Below are 16,724 nucleotides of genomic sequence, written 5' to 3' on the forward strand. Positions count from 1 at the left end.
AATTCAAATTAAATTGATTGATTTCGTTCGGATACAGGTACTTGAATTTTTCCGGTTAGCTTTTCTTTCCAGTTTTTCCATTTATAGACTTTTGCCATAATTATAAAATAAATAGGATACAAAATAATCAAGGGTAAAAAAGTGTCCCAAGTAACGCTGGGATCTGCAATATCTATAAGCACCGACTCACTTTGAAAGGCTGTCCAGTCTGCAGTAACCAACAAGATGGCAATTAAATTATTAGCTGCATGAAAGCCTAAAGCAAGCTCTGTACCTTCATCCATAAGGGTTATTATTCCTAGAAATAATCCCGTGCCGATATAAAAAATCAAAATACTATACCCCATTTTACCAACTTCTGGGTTGGCAATGTGTAGTAAACCAAAAATTAGGCTGGTCATTATTAAAGGAAACCACCTGTTTTTAGCTAGTACTCCAAAACCTTGCATGAGATAACCACGAAAGATAAATTCTTCTAAACTGGTTTGAATAGGCACTAATACAATAGCCATCACAAACAGTATTAAAAACTTATCGGGTTTAAAATTCCATATATAATTTTCGGGTGTCATTTGGTAACTCACCAAAACACTTACCGATGTAAATATACCTACCAATGAAAAACCTAGCAGAACGCGTTTCCAATCTACTTTTTTACGGGTGGTTGTTATCGTTTTTAGATTAATTTCATGTAAAAATTTTAGCGCTATCCATAAACCAATAAAACCAATAGCAAAAGAGATTAAAATAAAAAAAGTGGTTAAGTTTTTATCTAAGGTTTGCATTAAGCGATCTGCTTGTAACGCCATAGGATCAAAACCACTTTTTAACAGCACGGCAAAAAGTAAGGGCAGTTGCCCAATTGATGCCACAATTGCAATAATTAAAGACCCGATGAGGTAACGCCAAAAATCGGTTTTACCGCGAAAAGCTTGCTCTATAAACATATAACTTAAGAAATAAGGGTTAAATCCCAAGACTGGTTGGGATTATAAAATAATTGATCTTTTTTAACGTATAACGGACTAGCAATATTATTGGTAAACAAGCTACCTGTGCCCAAGCCTTGGGGCATTTCATTGTTTAATTGATAGGTAAATTGTGCAATAGCATTTAGTCCTATATTGCTTTCTAAAGCACTGGTGATCCACCATTTAATATTTTGTTCCTCAGCGATTTCAATCCATTCTCTTGAGCCGGCAAAGCCTCCTACCAAGGTAGGTTTTAAAATGATATACTGGGGTTGAATGGTTTTTAGCAACTCTTCTTTTGCAGGCCTTTGGGTTACTCCAATAAGCTCTTCATCTAATGCAATGGGTAAAGGAGTGGCAGCACATAGCGAGGCCATATCTTCTATTTGTTTAGCCTTTATGGGCTGCTCAATACTATGCAGTTCATAATCACTCAATCTTTTTAATTTTTCTAGCGCCTCTGTGGGTGAAAACGCTCCATTAGCGTCTACCCGAAGCTCTACATCGCTGGCTGTAAATTCTGAACGAATGTATTTAAGAAGTCGCAATTCTTCTTGAAAATCTATTGCCCCTATTTTTAATTTGATACAGTGAAAACCTTGGTTTAATTTATCGGTGATTTGCTTTTTCATGAAGTTTTTATCACCCATCCAGATTAAACCATTGATGGTTATTCCTTGCTCTTTTTGCGTAAAAGCCGAAGGGAACAATTCAAACCCCGTCTTTGATCGCAGCGAGGCAAATGCCATTTCTACACCAAAAAACAGTGCTGGAAATTCGCCGAGTTGTGCTAATAATTGTTTTTCGCCTAGATGAATATGCTCACAAACCCATTGTAATTTTTCTTCGAATTGCGGAACATCATCATAGCTTAATCCCTCAAACATACCGCATTCTCCGTAACCTCTTTTACCCTGATGTTCAAGTATCAAAAACCAAGTATTTTTGATTTTTAAAACCCCACGAGAAGTGCCTCCTGGGGTTTTAAATTGTAATGAATGTTTTATAAATCTTGCTTTCAATGAGTTTACTTTTAAACGTTTACACTTTCACCAATGGGCAACAAAATCAATTCTTTTTTCTTCATTTTAAATTTCTCAAGCGCTAAGTCATGGTCAATTTTAATCACATCAAAAGTATCATAATGACAACCTAATACTCTGTTGCATTCAATAAAATCGCTTGCTAAAATAGCGTCATCTACGCCCATTGTAAAATTATCACCAATAGGTAAAACAGCTAAATCCACTTGATGCCTCAAAGGGATTAATTTCATATCGGCATGCAATGCAGTATCTCCCGCAATGTAAAGACATTTTTCATTGGCTTCAATGATGAATCCTCCGGGTTGCCCTCCATAACTACCATCTGGAAAAGAACTGGTGTGTACGGCATTTACATATTTTACGGTTCCAAAATCAAATTCCCAGCTACCACCGTGGTTCATAGGGTGTACGTTAATACCTTTTGCTTGGTAATGATTGGCAATCTCAAAATTACTCACCAAGGTTGCCTCATTTTGCTTAGCTATTGCCTCTGCATCTAAGGTATGATCTTGATGCGCATGGGTTAGCAACACATAATCGGCTTTTAAATCTTGTAAATCTACTTTCTCATTTGCCAAAGGATTACCCGTAATAAAAGGATCTACAATGATATGTTTACCATTGATCTCTAATGCGAGGGTATTTTGCCCGTAAAATGTAATTTTCATATTTTTTGTTTTTTATTGTCTTAGCTGATGGCTAAAAATAAGCAATAGCACTTAGAATTTAAATGAATTAAAAAATTTATAACAAATTAAATCCACGCAAGTAACAAATAAATTAGAGCAATTATAAAGGTACTTAAGGCAACTTTCTTTAATTCTGGATCTAAAGTTTTTGGCTCTTCGTGTTGTACCACGGTATATAGATGCTTAAATAGAAGTATAAATGGAATTAAAGCTAAATTAAATTGAATAGGTAAATTGTAATTAAACAACAAAAAGCACAAAAAGGCTAACAAAATTAGACCAATATGGTAGTTTGTTGCTTTACGGATGCCCCATTTAACCACCAAAGTGTTTTTATTGGAATTGGCATCACTCAAACGATCTCGCATATTATTTAGGTTAAGTACTGCTACGCTCAAAGCTCCTACCGCAATGGCTGGTAAAAAATAAGTGAGTTTTATTTGATGCGTAAATAAAAAGGCACTACCTACGACAGCTACCAAACCAAAAAATAAAAATACAAAGACATCTCCTAAGCCTCTATAACCGTAAGCACTTTTACCAACGGTATATTTAATAGCAGCGGTTATGGCAGCTATTCCCAAAAGGAAAAAGAAAATGCTTAAGGTGAAATTTTCACTTCCGAAAGCTGAGTAAATCAGTAAAACTGCAAAAGCTAAAGACAAAAGGCTACAAAAAATCATTCCTATTTTCATTTGCTTGTCGGTAATGATGCCACTTTGTAGGGCTCGCATTGGCCCTACCCGTTCTTCATTATCGGTGCCTTTAACACCATCACCATAATCGTTGGCGAAATTAGAAAGTATTTGCAAGCACAAGGTGGTACACAAAGCGTAAATAAAAATAGAAAGTTGAAAATCTTGTTCAAGGTGGGCCAATACCGCTCCCAATAAAATTCCCGAAATAGATAAGGGCAAAGTACGCAAACGAGCGGCTTTTACCCAAGTGATAGCTTTTTGCATCAGGCTCTTAATTTAATTAGCAGTTCTTTATACAACTCTGCTGCGGGTAAATTTTGTGCTCCTACTCCTTTCGCTTTCAAGTCGAGTTCGCGCAAACTTGCCACAATGGCACTTACACTTTTCATAGAATAAGCTTGAGCTCCCAAAGTAAAATCTTTGACAAAAAAGGGCGAAATACCCAGTGCACTAGCCACCTCATTGCGACTACTTTTATTTTTTAAACCATGAAATAGCAATAATTTTGAAAAGAAATTATATAAAACAGGGATAGTTTTTAATATGGGATGCTCTTTGCTGTTTTGGGCATAGTAATTTATGATTCTAAAAGCTTTTTTTTGGTCCCTACTAATCAGGGCTTTTTGAAGTTCAAAAGAATTAAAATCTTTACTTATTCCTATATTCTCTTCAATTATGGCTGGAGTAATTAAACTGCCTTCTGGCAAAATAAGGCAAAGTTTATCGAGTTCATTATTAATTTTACCTAAGCTAGTTCCTAAAAACTCAGCTAGAAGCATTGCCGATTTGGGTTCTATGCGGTAGCCTCTTCTCGCTACTTCCTCAATTATCCAGCCCGGCACCTTATCTTCATACAAGGGTTTACTTTCAATTACAACTCCTTCTTTTTTAATGTTTTTATATAACGCCTTGCGCTTATCGATGCTTTTGTATTTATAGCAAAGTACCAATATGGTGCTTTCTTGCAGTTGAGGAATAAAACTATCCAGATTATATATGCTCTTATTTAACTCTTGTGCCTCCTTAATAATAACCACCTGATGTTCTGCCATCATTGGGAAGCGTTTCGATTCACTAATGATTTGGTCTACTTCAATATCTCTTCCGTATAAAACCACTTGATTAAATGCGCGCTCTTCTTCCGTAAGGGCATGCTGGGCTATATATTCGCTTATTTTATCAATATAATATGTCTCTTCACCCATAAGCAAATAAACCTTTTTAAACTTTCTTTGCTTTAAATCGCGAAGTACCGCGTTTATTTCTTTCATTCTCTATAAATTAAAATTTGTTGCTGGCTTTCGCCGGATTTATTAAGCGATTAATAAGCAATGCACAGGCAAATTATATATTTTTGCTGCTATGACAGCCTTAAATTTTCCTACCTATTCATTTAGGTTCAAAAATAAACAAAATAAAACAGCTATTTTTGATAGCATTCGTAAAAAGTTTATAATACTTACGCCCGAAGAGTGGGTTCGGCAACATGTGGTTCATTACCTTCACTATGAAAAAAATTATCCCTGGTCAATGATCAATGTAGAAAAGCAAGTATTAGTAAACCAGTTACCAAAACGCTATGATGTGGTAGGTTTTAAAACCACAGGAGACTTACAATTAATTGTAGAGTGCAAAGCACCTAAGGTAAAAATCACCCAAGAAACTTTTGATCAAATTGCTCGCTATAACTTGAGTCTCAAAGCAGACTTTTTGATGGTTACTAACGGGCTGTCGCACTATTTTTGTAAGATGGACTACAATAAACAGCAATATAATTTTTTACCTGAACTCCCTATCTATAAATAAAAGCAATGAAAAAAGTAGCTGTAGCTGTGCTAAACTGGAATGGTCGTGATTTATTAAAGCGGTTTATACCCGATTTAATAAAGTATTCACCCGAAGCCACTATCTATGTTATTGACAATGCGTCTACAGATGATTCTGTAACCTTATTAAAAACCGTTTTCCCTAGTGTAAAATGCATTCAACTCAGCTCAAATTTAGGATATGCAGGTGGTTATAATTTAGGTTTAAAACAAATTAATGAAGAAATCTTGGTTTTGCTAAATAGTGATGTTGCAGTTACTCCAAATTGGTTATTAGCCTTTTTAAGCAGGTTTGATGAGGATGAACGCGTTGGTATTCTACAACCTAAAATTAAAGATTTAAAAAATCCTACTTATTTTGAGTATGCTGGAGCAGCAGGAGGTTATATAGACCAATTGGGCTATCCCTTTTGTAAAGGAAGAATTTTTAATACCCTAGAAAAGGACGAAGGTCAATACAATTCAAATTATCCAATTTTTTGGGCAAGTGGTGCGTGCTTGGTAGTACGCAACAATCTTTTTAAACACCTTGGTGGTTTTGATGAAGATTATTTTGCCCATCAAGAAGAGATAGATTTTTGTTGGCGTGCACAACTTCAAGGATTTTTAGTTGAGTACTGCTACCAAAGCGAAGTATACCATTTAGGTGGAGCCACCTTAGCAAGTGCAAATCCTAAAAAAACATTTTTAAACTTCAGGAATTCTTTATACAATTTATTGAAAAATCAATCCTTGCCACAAGCCTTAATCACCATTTTTATTCGAATGATACTAGACGGATTGGCTGGAATTCAATTTTTAATAAAAGGTAAAATCAATCATTTCAAAGCTATATTACAGGCCCATTTTAGTTTTTATAAAAACTTTAATCACATCAACAAAAAACGTAAAACCATTCGGCACACCCAACAGGTTAAACCTAGTAATTTCTCTATAGTCTACAAGTACTTTGTACAAAAAAAGAAAAAGTTTAACCAGTTGTAAGTTGCCATTAAAAATTTGTTAATCCGCTTAAAAGACTCGGTAAAATAATTAACTTTGGCTTTTAAATTATACACAAACAAACATACTATGAAACGTATTTTTTTAGCTACAGCAGCCATTACATTATTGTTTTCTTCTTGTGTTTCTAAAAAGAAATATGCAGAATTAGAAGCCAAGCAACAAGAAACTAAAGATTTATTAAACACAGCAACCGTAAAACTTAATTCTTGCCTTGAAGATAAAGAGTCTCGAATTAGTTCTTTAAATGAGCAAATTAGCATTCTGAAAAATACTAACTCTGCATTATTAAATAATCAAGGCGATCTTGCTACGCTATCTAAAAAAGGAGCAGAAAACTTAGAGCGATCATTAGAAAGCATTAGAGAAAAAGATTTACAAATCAAGACGATGCGTGATGCAATCAACAAAAAAGATTCTGTCACTTTAGCTTTAGTTACCAGCCTAAAGGGAGCATTGGGCGACTTGAACGATGAGGATATCCAAATCAACGTAGAAAAAGGAGTAGTATTTGTTTCTATATCTGACAAACTTTTATTTAGAAGTGGAAGTTACCAAGTTTCTAATCGTGCAAAAGAAGTGTTAGGCAAAGTAGCTAAAGTGGTTAAAAACAAACCAGATTTTGAGTTTATGGTTGAAGGCCATACCGATACCGACCCTATTAGCAATTCTTGTATAAAAGATAATTGGGATTTGAGTACAAAGCGTGCAACTTCTATTGTAAGAATCTTACAGAATGAGTTTGGTGTAGACCCAGCTAGGATGACTGCTGCTGGCCGTGGAGAATATGTGCCTGTCGCTGGAAATGATACCGCTAGCGGTAAAGCTGCTAACCGAAGAACACGTATTGTAGTACTTCCTAAGTTAGATCAATTCTATAGTATGATTGAAGAAGGAATGAAAAAAGCAAAATAAGCTAGAAAAGCAGAAAACATAAAAATCCTGAGTTTTTCGACTCAGGATTTTTTTTTGTTTTTTTTACATTAATCCGTAAAAGAATAATCGCTCTATTGTTTTTAAAATCTGTTATCTCCGTCAAGCAGATTTCCCAAACCACCTAAAATACTTCCTTCTCCTTTATCTTTTCCTCCTCCTTGAGGTGCTGCAGCAAACACACGACTGGCTAATCTACTAAACGGTAAAGATTGGATGTAAACCGTACCTGGTCCTGTGAGCGTAGCAAACACCATTCCCTCTCCTCCAAATAAAGTATTCCGAATACCTCCAACAAATTGAATATCATAGTCTACACTAGCATCAAAACCTATGATGCAACCAGTGTCGACTTTTAATTTTTCACCCGGAGCAAGTTCTTTAACCGCCGTAGTGCCGCCCGCGTGTACAAAGGCCATCCCATCACCCTCTAATTTTTGCATTATAAAACCTTCACCACCAAAAAAGCCTCTTCCAATTTTTTTCGAAAATTCAATTCCGACTGAAACACCCTTGGCCGCACATAAAAAAGCATCCTTTTGGCAAATAAACTTATGATTAAAACGATTAAGATCTATAGCTATTATTTTCCCAGGATACGGAGAAGCAAAACTTACCTTTTTTTTTCCGGTAACAACATTTTGAAAAGCAGTCATAAATAAACTTTCCCCAGTTAGTAGTCTTTTACCAGCGCCTAATACTTTACCAAAAAAACCGTTATTCTTATCAGAGCCATCACCAAAAATGGTATCCATTTGAATTCCCTCATCCATCATCATAAAAGAGCCAGCTTCTGCGACCACCGCTTCTTGCGGGTCTAGCTCTATTTCGACATATTGCATTTCTTCTCCAAAAATTTGAAAATCGATTTCGTGTGCGTTTCTTATCATAATAGTTAATTTTTAAATATAGAATGGTATTAAAAAAACTTGAGGCTTTTTCAGCATAAATCATAGCAACTTACCAACATCGTTACAAACCTTAATTACCTATAAAAATACAATTAATTTAAAAGAAAATTAATCGTATTTGATATTTAGCTCATAAAATTTAAATTATAAATAAAAAACCCGCCAATAGGTAGGTTTAATTTGAATTATATACTTCAATAGATTATGCTAATTCCAATGCAATTTCAATCATTTGATTAAAACTGCTAGCTCTATCTTCTTGAGAGGTTTCTGCTTTGGTAACCAAGGAGTCGGAAATGGTAAGAATAGCCAAAGCTTGAACGTTAAATTTGGCTGCTATGGTATATAAGCCAGCGGTTTCCATTTCTACACATAAAACCCCGTACTGCGCCCATTTTTTATAATAGTTGGGATCATCGTCATAAAAAACATCACCAGATAACACATTACCGGCTTTAAAAGCAATATTCTTTTGCTTTGCTACTTCAACCGCCTTTAGGAATAAATCGGCGTTTGCTGTAGGAGCAAAAGTTGCCTGACCAAAGTTATTTTTGTTCATTCCAGAAGTAGTAGACGCCGCCATAGCTATTACAATATCACGCAAATCAATGTTTTCTTGATAAGCTCCAGCCGAGCCTACCCGAATAAGTTTTTTAACTCCATAATCGCGAATCAACTCTGTACAATAAATCAAGGCCGAGGGTATACCCATACCTGTACCTTGCACCGAAATTCTTTTCCCTTGGAAAGTTCCAGTAAAACCTAGCATTCCTCTAACTTGATTATAGCATACTACATCTTCTAAAAAGGTTTCGGCAATCCATTTTGCTCGTAAGGGGTCTCCTGGTAGGAGAACAGTTTCGGCAATATCCCCTTCTTTTGCCTCTAAGTGAATACTCATAATTTAAATATCGGTTACTATTTTAATCCCTGAAGAGGTACCTATCCGTGTTGCTCCCGCTTCAATGAATTTTTCGGCGGTGGCTCGATCTCTTATCCCTCCACTCGCTTTTACTTCAGCTTTTTCTCCCACACAAGATTTCATTAGTTTTACGTGCTCTAAAGTAGCTCCTGCGCTACCAAAACCCGTTGAAGTTTTCACAAAATCTGCTTTAGCAGCCACGGCCAACTCACAGGCTTTTGCAATTTCCTCTTCTTCTAGGTAGCATGTTTCTAAAATAACCTTTAACGTCTTATCACCTATAGCCTCTTTTACGGCGGCAATATCTTCTTCTACAGCTGGATAATTTCCTGATTTCAAATCGCCCAAATTCAGCACCATATCAATTTCTTGTGCACCATCTGCCACAGCCTGCTTGGCCTCAAAAACTTTGGCTTTGGTATGCATTGCCCCTAGCGGAAAACCTACAACTGCTGCTACCTTTACATCAGAATCTTTTAAAAAACTTACGGCTTGTTTAACCCAACAACCGTTAACACAAATAGCAAAAAACTCATTTGCTTTAGCCTCTTTACATAGTTGTTCAATTTGCTGTAAGCTCGCCGTTGGTTTTAATAATGTATGATCTATAAATTGTTTCATGCTTATAAGTTAGATTGAATTAATTGTTTTAAGTCGTTTGCAGATACTACCCCAGATTGACGCCAAACCGGATTAGCATTTTTAAAAAGAATTAAAGTAGGTACCCCACGCACTTGAAACTTTTGAGAAAGATTTTGATTCTTGTCTACATCTATTTTTATTATTTTAACCGCTTCACCAACCTCTTTTTTCACCTCTTGTAAAATGGGGTTCAAGGCCTTACACGGCCCACACCATGTGGCATAAAAATCTACTAAAACAAGTTGTTTACCTTGTAGTAGCGAATTAAAATTAGTTTTCATAAATTTACGTGCTTATAGACAAAGTTACTAAATTTAGTAGGTTGCTCAAATGATAAATATCAACTAAGCTTTCTGATTTTTTTCTAATGATATTTTATGGAAAAATTTGCCTCTCAAAACAAAGACATATTTAAATTGCTTTTTGAAACGGTTTCAGAAGGTATTGTTGTTGTTAATAAAAACCGAACCATTGTAGCCAGTAATACTTCTGCCAATGACTTATTTCAATACCAGGCTGGAGAGCTCAAGGGCAAATTACTAGAAGTATTGATACCAGATCGTTATAAACATGCTCATACCAAGTATGCTAGTAATTTCATGAGAAATCAAGAGAAAAGACGTATGGGCTTTGGACGAGATCTATATGGTAAAAAAAGAGACGGAAGTGAATTTCCTATTGAAATTGGTCTTAATCCTATTCAATTAGATGGCGAAACCTACATAATGGCTATGATAATTGATATTAGTGTCCGTAAAAAATCCGAATTAGAGATAAGGGAATTAAATTCCCGTTTAGAAGATATGGTAGCTAAGCGGACTTTACAGTTGCAACAAACAGTAAACAACCTAAAATCTGAAATTTCAAAAAGACTTGAGGCAGAAAATAGAATAAAAAATGCACTGCAAAAAGAGCGAGAATTAAACGATTTAAAAACCAAATTTTTATCTATGGTTTCGCATGAGTTTAAAACGCCTTTAAGCGGTATTTTAACCTCGGCAACTTTAGCGGGAAAGTACACTCTAGAAAATCAGCAGGATAAAAGAGATAGACATCTTAGAACGATAAAGTCAAAAGTGAAGTACCTTAATGATATATTGACTGATTTCCTTTCTCTAGAAAAGATTGAATCCGGTAAGGTAAGTTACTCCTTTACTCAGTTTCCTTTAAGTAAAGTTATCAATGAGGTGATTTATGAATCAAATATGGTTCTTAAGAACGGTCAAAATATCAAGTACCCAGAAAACATCGATGGCATAGAGATTTATTTTGATGAAAAAATTTTAACCCTAGCGTTAACCAACTTGGTAAACAATGCTATAAAATACTCAGAAGAGAATTCTGAAATCAATATTCAGTTCGATCAAGATGAATCAGATTTCTATATAGCTATTATTGACGAAGGTATTGGGATTCCTAAAGAGGAACAAAAGTTTATTTTTGACCGCTACTTTAGAGCAGAGAATGCTTTGATTGCAGAAGGAACAGGAATCGGCTTAAATATAATTAAAAACCACCTCGAAAATTTGCAAGGTGATATTTCATTTAAAAGTATAGAAAATAAAGGCAGTACATTTACCTTAAAAATACCTAAAAACCCACAAAAAGGCAGATGAAAAAAATATTATTAATAGAAGACGATCAAGCTTTAAGAGAAAATACAGCAGAACTTCTGGAATTATCTGGATTTGAAGTTATAACGGCCAAAAATGGAAAATTAGGGCTAGATCTGGCGCAAAAAAGCCTCCCTCAAATTATTGTTTGTGATATAATGATGCCAGAACTTAATGGATATGAAGTTTTAAAAGCCTTAGGAGAGCATGAAGAAACAAAATCAATTCCGTTTATATTTTTATCTGCAAAAACAGATCATACCGAAGTGCGTACAGGTATGAATCTCGGAGCAGACGATTACCTCACTAAACCCTTTGAGGAAGAAGATTTATTAGCGGCCATAAATAGTCGTATAGCTAAATCTTTGCTGCTAGAAAAAAGAAATAAAGACTCTGCAGATTTACCTCAAGAAGCTCTGGATTTACGGAATTTAAATGAACTGAAGAATTACTTTTACGACTTTGGTGAAGAGATAGAAGTAAAACGAAACAGATTCATTTATCAAGAAGGAGAACATGCAAATTTTATTTACCTTATAATTAAAGGTGTGGTAAAAACACAACGCATGGCCGTTAATGGAAAAGAGCTTATTACTGCTCTTTTTCAAGCAGATGATTTTTTAGGCTTCTCTTCTTTTGATGAAAATACCGCCTATGAGGAAACAGCTACTGCTGTAGAAAACTGCCTACTTACCCGAATTTCTAAAACAAAACTTAAAGAAATATTGGTGGTAAATAAGGAGTTAGCTTTAGAACTGATGAATGTTATGAATGAAAAGTTATCAAATACCAAATTACAACTTTTACAAATGGCATACGGTTCGGTGAGAAAAAAAACAGCGCAAACCATCTTACAGTTTTTAGAAGTTTTAAACCCTAAGCAAGAAGAGACCATAAAAATATCGCGAGGTGATCTAGCTAGTGTAGCTGGTATTGCCACTGAGAGTTTAATTAGAACTTTATCACAATTTAAAAAAGACGGATTGATTGATATTGATGGTAGAAATATTAAAATATTAGATAAAAAGGGACTTTCTTGTGTAGAATAATTCAAAACTGATTTTTGTCATTCTTTAACTTGTCTCATCCTCATACTTTTGCTGTCAAATTAATTGAGTGATGAACATTTTAATCCCAACAGATTTCTCTGAAAATTCTTGGAACGCTATACAGTATAGTTTAGCATTCTTTAAGGAGGTAAATGTTGTTTTTCACATCGTTCACGTTGAATCTTCCACTCAAGAAGAAGAAAGCCTTGAGTTTTCAGGAAATATAGCTATTGATAAAAAAATATCTGTTGGTGAAGATAAATTAAAGCAGCTTAAAGAAAAGATTGCCAAAAATTTTCCGCTACAATCAGAACAAATAAATTTTCATATAGAAACTGGTTTTTTAATTGAAACACTACGACAAATCGTAAATCAGTTGAAAATAACCTATATTGTAATGGGTACAAAAGGTGTTTCAAATAATGAAAAGTGTCTTATTGGCACCAACACGGCAGATGTAATTAAGCGTATTCAATGCCCAATCTTGGTGGTGCCTGAAAAAACTAAATACAAAAAACCGAAGCAAATAGTTTTTCCTACAGATTTTTCGAATTTTAGCAAAGAAAGAGTGTTTAGAAATCTAGCCGAAATTCTTCATTTAAATCATTCGGCTTTAAGTGTCCTATATGTAGCCAAAAAAAACGATTCGCTTACAGCTTTCCAAAGTAGTAATAAAGCACGTTTAAAAGAATATATTAGGTACTTGCCCCATAGTTTTCAATTTACCGTAAAAAACTCACTTTGTAAGGCCTTACAAGAGTTCATTAATTTGGAAGACATACAGATGATAGCGCTTCCTGCCAAAAATGTTTATCTTTTTCAAAACTTGCTTTTTCAACCTGTTGAAAAAAATATTACTTACCCGAAAGAAATACCCTTTTTGGTTTTACACGAATAAAGATGAAAACACAAAGCTTAATACAAAAATACAATATTCCCGGCCCAAGATACACCAGTTATCCTACCGTACCTTACTGGGACGAGTCCAGTTTTACTGCTAAAGCCTGGGAAAGTACATTTATAAAATCTTTTAAAGAAAGTAACGCACAAGAGGGAATCAGTATTTATATACATTTACCCTTTTGTGAACAACTCTGCACTTTTTGTGGGTGCCATAAAAGAATTACCAAAAGACACGAGGTAGAAACTCCATACTTAGAAAGTGTTTTAAAAGAATGGCGTTTATATTGTAATTTACTTCCAGCCCAACCAATTATTAAAGAATTGCATTTAGGTGGAGGAACTCCAACTTTTTTTTCGCCAGAGAACTTAAAGCAACTAATAGAAGGTATTTTTAAACTTGCTTCACGAGCTGAAACTTATGAATATAGTTTTGAGGGGCATCCTAACAATACAACCAAAGCACACTTACAAACTTTATATGATTTAGGTTTTAGACGCGTTAGCTATGGGGTACAAGATTATAATCTTAGAGTACAAAAGGCTATTAATAGAATACAACCTTTTGAAAACGTAAAAAAAGTTACAGAATGGGCGCGCGAAATAGGCTATACTTCGGTAAGTCACGATATTATTTTTGGTCTACCTTTTCAAAGTACCGATGCGGTTAAAGAAACTATTTTGAAAACCAAAGAACTATTACCAGACCGCATTGCCTTTTATAGTTACGCCCATGTGCCATGGATTAAAGGGAATGGACAGCGTGGCTTTAATGAGAACGACCTGCCTAAAGCAACGGTTAAACGAGAGCAGTATGAGTTAGGTAAGGCTTTATTAGAGGAAATTGGATACATTGAAATTGGTATGGATCATTTTGCACTGAAATCTGACTCAATGTATATGGCAATGCAAAATCATAAACTGCACCGCAATTTTATGGGGTATACCGCTTCAAAAACACAATTAATGATTGGTTTAGGGGTATCTTCTATAAGCGACAGTTGGTACGGATTTGCACAAAATGAGAAACGCGTTGAAAAATACCAGGCAATGGTTGAAGAAGGGATAATACCCGTAGTAAAAGGACATATATTAAACCAAGAAGACCTAGTAATTCGCAAACATATCTTAAACCTTATGTGTCAATTAAAGACAAATTGGGAAAATGAAGTAGATTATTTTGAAAAACTACCCGATAGCTTGCAACTTCTAGATGAAATGAATAGCGATGGACTAATTCGTATCACTGGAAAAGAGCTAGAAATCACCCCGGCAGGCCGAGCCTTTGTACGTAACGCTTGTATGGCTTTTGATTGGCGTTTGCAACGTAATAAGCCTGACACTAAATTATTTTCTATGACAATATAGTTTTTTAAGTTAAGTTTCTGTTTAATTAGTTTGAAAAAAAGCCAGTTTTGCATAAAACTGGCTTTTTTATTGATTACTTATTTAAGTTATGATTCGATTTCATCAAGCTTTTTGAGTGTACTTTCAAATTGTTTAAGATTTAATTTTATATCTCCATTTTCTAAGTTTCCAACCAATTTCATTAGCTCCCCAACATTCATCTTTTCACCCAAAACCCTTGCAACAATGAATCCCTTGTCACTATCGTTACCAAAAAACACCACCTCATCAATAGCCTTTTCTTCTCCTAAATAAGCAATTCGCATACCTTTAGTAGTATTTCCAATTTTCATAAGTAATTTATACTTCTCTTGGGATAGTATTTTGTTTAAAACAGCCACCTCACTTTCATAATTAGCTGTATTAGATCCGTTTAACGGATAAGCTAAAACGCTAACTTTTTTTATGCTCTCTATGGCTTCTTGGTCTGCATTGGCCAGCTCATCATTAAAGCTTAAAAACATACCAGCTGGTAAATCTACCATAACGTAGTTCTCATTATTTTGGTGGTTCACAAAATACTTTTGCAAGGTGGGTTCTTGATTACAACCGCTGAATTGTACACCTAAAATCAGTAAAAAGAATATTTGAAAAATTGATTTCATATTATTTGATATTTTTTAATTGTTTAGCCCCAGGAACCTTTAAATCATTGGCTAATTTTGAAACTTGTTTTAAATCTATATCTCCTTGAATGCTCATTACTACGGTAATGGGCTCACCCTCTTCTTGCCCGGTCATAAGCATTAATAATTCACTTACAAAACCCTCCTTGCTTCCTGGTTTAGAATAAAACTTTACTTGCAAACTCTTTTCTTTAAAACGCATAAGCTCTTCTACCTGACTAGATTCAACATAGCTGTTAAAATCGGTATTCATATCGGTACCAATTTCTACATTGTTAGTGGTTAACACTTTAATATCCTTAAGATTTTCAATTAAATCAATATAAGCTTGGGTTTCTTGATCTTGCGTATCTAAGTCTATTTCAGATAGCAGTTTAAACATATTCTGGGTAATCACCATGGCGCTTACCTCTTTCATCGATTCATACTTGGTAAAGTTGGCCTGCCCCCAATTTAGGATAGGGTAAAGACAAAAAGCCAATAGAAATACAATTTTAGTTTTCATAGTTTTTTAATTTTTAATTTTAATAATTTTTTCTGTGGTTGTTGGCAATACTTTAATATAATTTAATTTCATTCGACTAGCTTTGAGCGCTTCAGGCAGCAAAGCCAATAAATCCTTAGAATTTTCGTAGGCCAATTTCTGATTAGCATAAGACACTTTTTCTTTTTGTGGCTGTGGCCAGAAAAAAAAGCCTCCCAGCGCCGTAAAACCAATGATAAGCACCGCTGCTATCTGACGGTAATACCACTTTTTCTCTACCTTAGGTTGCGGTAATGGCTCTATATATTCCTCTTGCCTTGCCGCCTCCTGCCAGCTAAAAATAGGCTTATATTTAATTAAGTGTGGCGCAACCGATTCTTGTTTAAAATATGCTTTCAAAACCGATTCTTCTTCACGGCTTGTTTCGGCTTCTAGATATTTATCAATCAATTCTTCTATCCTATTTTCTAACTCCATATTCATGTTGCTTTAGCATTGCTGTTCTTATTTTTTTTCTAGCACGTGATAAACATACGCGCATAGCCGTAGGCTTTAAACCGCTTATTTTTTCCATTTCATCATAGCTATATTGTTCGACATCGCGCAATTGAATTAAGAGTTGCTCCTGCTCACTTAGATTACTAATAATTTTTTGAACCTGCTTGAGTTCATCTTTTGCCTCTATTTGGCGCTGCAAAGAACTCTGTTGGTTGTCTTCATAGTTGGTATGCACTAGGCGCACTTGATTATTGCGTTTAGCCTTTAATTGATCATAACTATAATTCTTAGTCATGGTCATTGCAAAAGCTTCAGGTGAATGATACTCTTTTAATTTGGTCTTGATTTTCCACAATTTCAAAATCACCTCTTGAGTAGCATCGTGAGCGGCATCCTTTGATATTAATAGGCGTAGCGATAGGCGGTACATTTTATCTTTAACGCCAGTAATAAACTCTAAAAATTCTCTTTCGCTCAAAATACTTTGCTTTGTATAGTTGTAACGAT

The 16,724-nt window shown here is 34.9% G+C and carries 20 protein-coding genes; 7 read left to right on the forward strand and 13 right to left on the reverse strand.

Features of this window, described 5'->3' with window-relative positions:
- Window positions 1–8 precede the first annotated feature (8 nt).
- From ACFSQ0_RS06460 to holA, 5 genes are all read right to left on the reverse strand, one after another.
- Window positions 9–947 carry a CPBP family intramembrane glutamic endopeptidase gene (locus ACFSQ0_RS06460; RefSeq protein ID WP_379045833.1) on the reverse strand — a complete coding sequence of 313 codons (939 nt, stop codon included), beginning with the start codon at window positions 945–947 and terminating at the stop codon, window positions 9–11.
- Window positions 948–952: 5 nt separating this feature from the next.
- Window positions 953–1,993 carry an o-succinylbenzoate synthase gene (locus ACFSQ0_RS06465; RefSeq protein ID WP_379045836.1) on the reverse strand — a complete coding sequence of 347 codons (1,041 nt, stop codon included), beginning with the start codon at window positions 1,991–1,993 and terminating at the stop codon, window positions 953–955.
- Between the two features lie 11 nt (window positions 1,994–2,004).
- On the reverse strand, window positions 2,005–2,685 hold the full coding sequence (locus ACFSQ0_RS06470) for a metal-dependent hydrolase (protein ID WP_379045838.1): 681 nt from the start codon (window positions 2,683–2,685) through the stop codon (window positions 2,005–2,007).
- An 86-nt stretch (window positions 2,686–2,771) separates the two neighbouring features.
- Window positions 2,772–3,668 (reverse strand): 1,4-dihydroxy-2-naphthoate octaprenyltransferase, encoded by an 897-nt coding sequence (gene menA / locus ACFSQ0_RS06475; protein ID WP_379045841.1) that lies wholly within the window; start codon window positions 3,666–3,668, stop codon window positions 2,772–2,774.
- The gene (gene holA / locus ACFSQ0_RS06480; protein ID WP_379045844.1) at window positions 3,668–4,675 is read right to left on the reverse strand and encodes a DNA polymerase III subunit delta; all 1,008 of its coding nucleotides are present in this window, start codon (window positions 4,673–4,675) and stop codon (window positions 3,668–3,670) included. Before holA ends, menA begins: the two co-directional genes overlap by 1 nt.
- 91 nt (window positions 4,676–4,766) lie before the next feature.
- Between holA and ACFSQ0_RS06485 the strand changes: the two genes are divergently transcribed.
- The 3 genes from ACFSQ0_RS06485 (at window position 4,767) to ACFSQ0_RS06495 (ending at window position 7,147) form a co-directional block, all read left to right on the forward strand.
- Entirely contained in the window at window positions 4,767–5,210 is a 444-nt protein-coding gene (locus ACFSQ0_RS06485) for a type I restriction enzyme HsdR N-terminal domain-containing protein (protein ID WP_379045847.1), read from the forward strand.
- Between the two features lie 5 nt (window positions 5,211–5,215).
- Window positions 5,216–6,214 (forward strand): glycosyltransferase family 2 protein, encoded by a 999-nt coding sequence (locus ACFSQ0_RS06490; RefSeq protein WP_379045850.1) that lies wholly within the window; start codon window positions 5,216–5,218, stop codon window positions 6,212–6,214.
- A gap of 87 nt (window positions 6,215–6,301) precedes the next feature.
- Entirely contained in the window at window positions 6,302–7,147 is an 846-nt protein-coding gene (locus ACFSQ0_RS06495) for an OmpA/MotB family protein (RefSeq protein WP_379045853.1), read from the forward strand.
- Between the two features lie 101 nt (window positions 7,148–7,248).
- On the opposite strand, the gene ACFSQ0_RS06500 is transcribed toward ACFSQ0_RS06495, so the two are convergent.
- The 4 genes from ACFSQ0_RS06500 to trxA all read right to left on the reverse strand — a co-directional run bounded on the left by ACFSQ0_RS06500 (window position 7,249) and on the right by trxA (window position 9,921).
- Window positions 7,249–8,055, reverse strand: coding sequence for a TIGR00266 family protein (locus ACFSQ0_RS06500; RefSeq protein ID WP_379045856.1), 807 nt, complete (start codon window positions 8,053–8,055; stop codon window positions 7,249–7,251).
- A gap of 223 nt (window positions 8,056–8,278) precedes the next feature.
- Window positions 8,279–8,977: a purine-nucleoside phosphorylase gene (deoD, locus tag ACFSQ0_RS06505; protein ID WP_379045859.1), complete on the reverse strand. Its 699-nt coding sequence runs from the start codon at window positions 8,975–8,977 to the stop codon at window positions 8,279–8,281.
- 3 nt (window positions 8,978–8,980) lie between these two features.
- Window positions 8,981–9,625: a deoxyribose-phosphate aldolase gene (gene deoC / locus ACFSQ0_RS06510; protein ID WP_379046200.1), complete on the reverse strand. Its 645-nt coding sequence runs from the start codon at window positions 9,623–9,625 to the stop codon at window positions 8,981–8,983.
- A complete protein-coding gene (trxA, locus tag ACFSQ0_RS06515; RefSeq protein ID WP_379045862.1) occupies window positions 9,622–9,921 on the reverse strand; it encodes a thioredoxin in 300 nt (99 codons plus the stop codon). Before trxA ends, deoC begins: the two co-directional genes overlap by 4 nt.
- 96 nt (window positions 9,922–10,017) lie before the next feature.
- Here trxA and ACFSQ0_RS06520 point away from each other — a divergent pair, with 96 nt between their 5' ends.
- The 4 genes from ACFSQ0_RS06520 (at window position 10,018) to hemN (ending at window position 14,570) form a co-directional block, all read left to right on the forward strand.
- Complete coding sequence (locus tag ACFSQ0_RS06520) at window positions 10,018–11,256, forward strand: PAS domain-containing sensor histidine kinase (protein ID WP_379045865.1); 1,239 nt, start codon at window positions 10,018–10,020, stop codon at window positions 11,254–11,256.
- Window positions 11,253–12,302, forward strand: coding sequence for a response regulator (locus ACFSQ0_RS06525; protein ID WP_379045868.1), 1,050 nt, complete (start codon window positions 11,253–11,255; stop codon window positions 12,300–12,302). The genes ACFSQ0_RS06520 and ACFSQ0_RS06525 overlap by 4 nt, the downstream gene beginning before the upstream one ends.
- Before the next feature lie 70 nt (window positions 12,303–12,372).
- A complete protein-coding gene (locus ACFSQ0_RS06530) occupies window positions 12,373–13,200 on the forward strand; it encodes a universal stress protein (RefSeq protein ID WP_379045871.1) in 828 nt (275 codons plus the stop codon).
- Between the two features lie 2 nt (window positions 13,201–13,202).
- Window positions 13,203–14,570 (forward strand): oxygen-independent coproporphyrinogen III oxidase, encoded by a 1,368-nt coding sequence (gene hemN, locus ACFSQ0_RS06535; protein ID WP_379045874.1) that lies wholly within the window; start codon window positions 13,203–13,205, stop codon window positions 14,568–14,570.
- A gap of 86 nt (window positions 14,571–14,656) precedes the next feature.
- Here hemN and ACFSQ0_RS06540 read toward each other — a convergent pair whose 3' ends face one another.
- From ACFSQ0_RS06540 to ACFSQ0_RS06555, 4 genes are read right to left on the reverse strand one after another with little or no spacing between them, the layout of a single operon-like run.
- Entirely contained in the window at window positions 14,657–15,214 is a 558-nt protein-coding gene (locus tag ACFSQ0_RS06540; RefSeq protein WP_379045877.1) for a DUF4252 domain-containing protein, read from the reverse strand.
- A gap of 1 nt (window position 15,215) precedes the next feature.
- The gene (locus tag ACFSQ0_RS06545; RefSeq protein WP_379045880.1) at window positions 15,216–15,740 is read right to left on the reverse strand and encodes a DUF4252 domain-containing protein; all 525 of its coding nucleotides are present in this window, start codon (window positions 15,738–15,740) and stop codon (window positions 15,216–15,218) included.
- A 6-nt stretch (window positions 15,741–15,746) separates the two neighbouring features.
- The gene (locus tag ACFSQ0_RS06550) at window positions 15,747–16,196 is read right to left on the reverse strand and encodes a hypothetical protein (RefSeq protein ID WP_379045883.1); all 450 of its coding nucleotides are present in this window, start codon (window positions 16,194–16,196) and stop codon (window positions 15,747–15,749) included.
- Entirely contained in the window at window positions 16,180–16,695 is a 516-nt protein-coding gene (locus tag ACFSQ0_RS06555; protein ID WP_379045886.1) for an RNA polymerase sigma factor, read from the reverse strand. The genes ACFSQ0_RS06550 and ACFSQ0_RS06555 overlap by 17 nt, the downstream gene beginning before the upstream one ends.
- Window positions 16,696–16,724 lie beyond the last annotated feature (29 nt).

This window comes from Mesonia sediminis, assembly GCF_042684705.1.
Classification (GTDB): Bacteria; Bacteroidota; Bacteroidia; order Flavobacteriales; family Flavobacteriaceae; genus Mesonia; species Mesonia sediminis.

Excerpts from the sequence above, each read along its gene's own strand:
- ACFSQ0_RS06460 (WP_379045833.1), bottom strand. The coding sequence starts at position 947 with ATGTTTATAGAGCAAGCTTTTCGCGGTAAAACCGATTTTTGGCGTTAC.
- ACFSQ0_RS06470 (WP_379045838.1), bottom strand. The coding sequence starts at position 2,685 with ATGAAAATTACATTTTACGGGCAAAATACCCTCGCATTAGAGATCAAT.
- menA (WP_379045841.1), bottom strand. The coding sequence starts at position 3,668 with ATGCAAAAAGCTATCACTTGGGTAAAAGCCGCTCGTTTGCGTACTTTG.
- holA (WP_379045844.1), bottom strand. The coding sequence starts at position 4,675 with ATGAAAGAAATAAACGCGGTACTTCGCGATTTAAAGCAAAGAAAGTTT.
- ACFSQ0_RS06485 (WP_379045847.1), top strand. The coding sequence starts at position 4,767 with ATGACAGCCTTAAATTTTCCTACCTATTCATTTAGGTTCAAAAATAAA.
- ACFSQ0_RS06490 (WP_379045850.1), top strand. The coding sequence starts at position 5,216 with ATGAAAAAAGTAGCTGTAGCTGTGCTAAACTGGAATGGTCGTGATTTA.
- ACFSQ0_RS06495 (WP_379045853.1), top strand. The coding sequence starts at position 6,302 with ATGAAACGTATTTTTTTAGCTACAGCAGCCATTACATTATTGTTTTCT.
- ACFSQ0_RS06500 (WP_379045856.1), bottom strand. The coding sequence starts at position 8,055 with ATGATAAGAAACGCACACGAAATCGATTTTCAAATTTTTGGAGAAGAA.
- deoD (WP_379045859.1), bottom strand. The coding sequence starts at position 8,977 with ATGAGTATTCACTTAGAGGCAAAAGAAGGGGATATTGCCGAAACTGTT.
- trxA (WP_379045862.1), bottom strand. The coding sequence starts at position 9,921 with ATGAAAACTAATTTTAATTCGCTACTACAAGGTAAACAACTTGTTTTA.
- ACFSQ0_RS06520 (WP_379045865.1), top strand. The coding sequence starts at position 10,018 with ATGGAAAAATTTGCCTCTCAAAACAAAGACATATTTAAATTGCTTTTT.
- ACFSQ0_RS06525 (WP_379045868.1), top strand. The coding sequence starts at position 11,253 with ATGAAAAAAATATTATTAATAGAAGACGATCAAGCTTTAAGAGAAAAT.
- ACFSQ0_RS06530 (WP_379045871.1), top strand. The coding sequence starts at position 12,373 with ATGAACATTTTAATCCCAACAGATTTCTCTGAAAATTCTTGGAACGCT.
- hemN (WP_379045874.1), top strand. The coding sequence starts at position 13,203 with ATGAAAACACAAAGCTTAATACAAAAATACAATATTCCCGGCCCAAGA.
- ACFSQ0_RS06540 (WP_379045877.1), bottom strand. The coding sequence starts at position 15,214 with ATGAAATCAATTTTTCAAATATTCTTTTTACTGATTTTAGGTGTACAA.
- ACFSQ0_RS06545 (WP_379045880.1), bottom strand. The coding sequence starts at position 15,740 with ATGAAAACTAAAATTGTATTTCTATTGGCTTTTTGTCTTTACCCTATC.
- ACFSQ0_RS06550 (WP_379045883.1), bottom strand. The coding sequence starts at position 16,196 with ATGGAGTTAGAAAATAGGATAGAAGAATTGATTGATAAATATCTAGAA.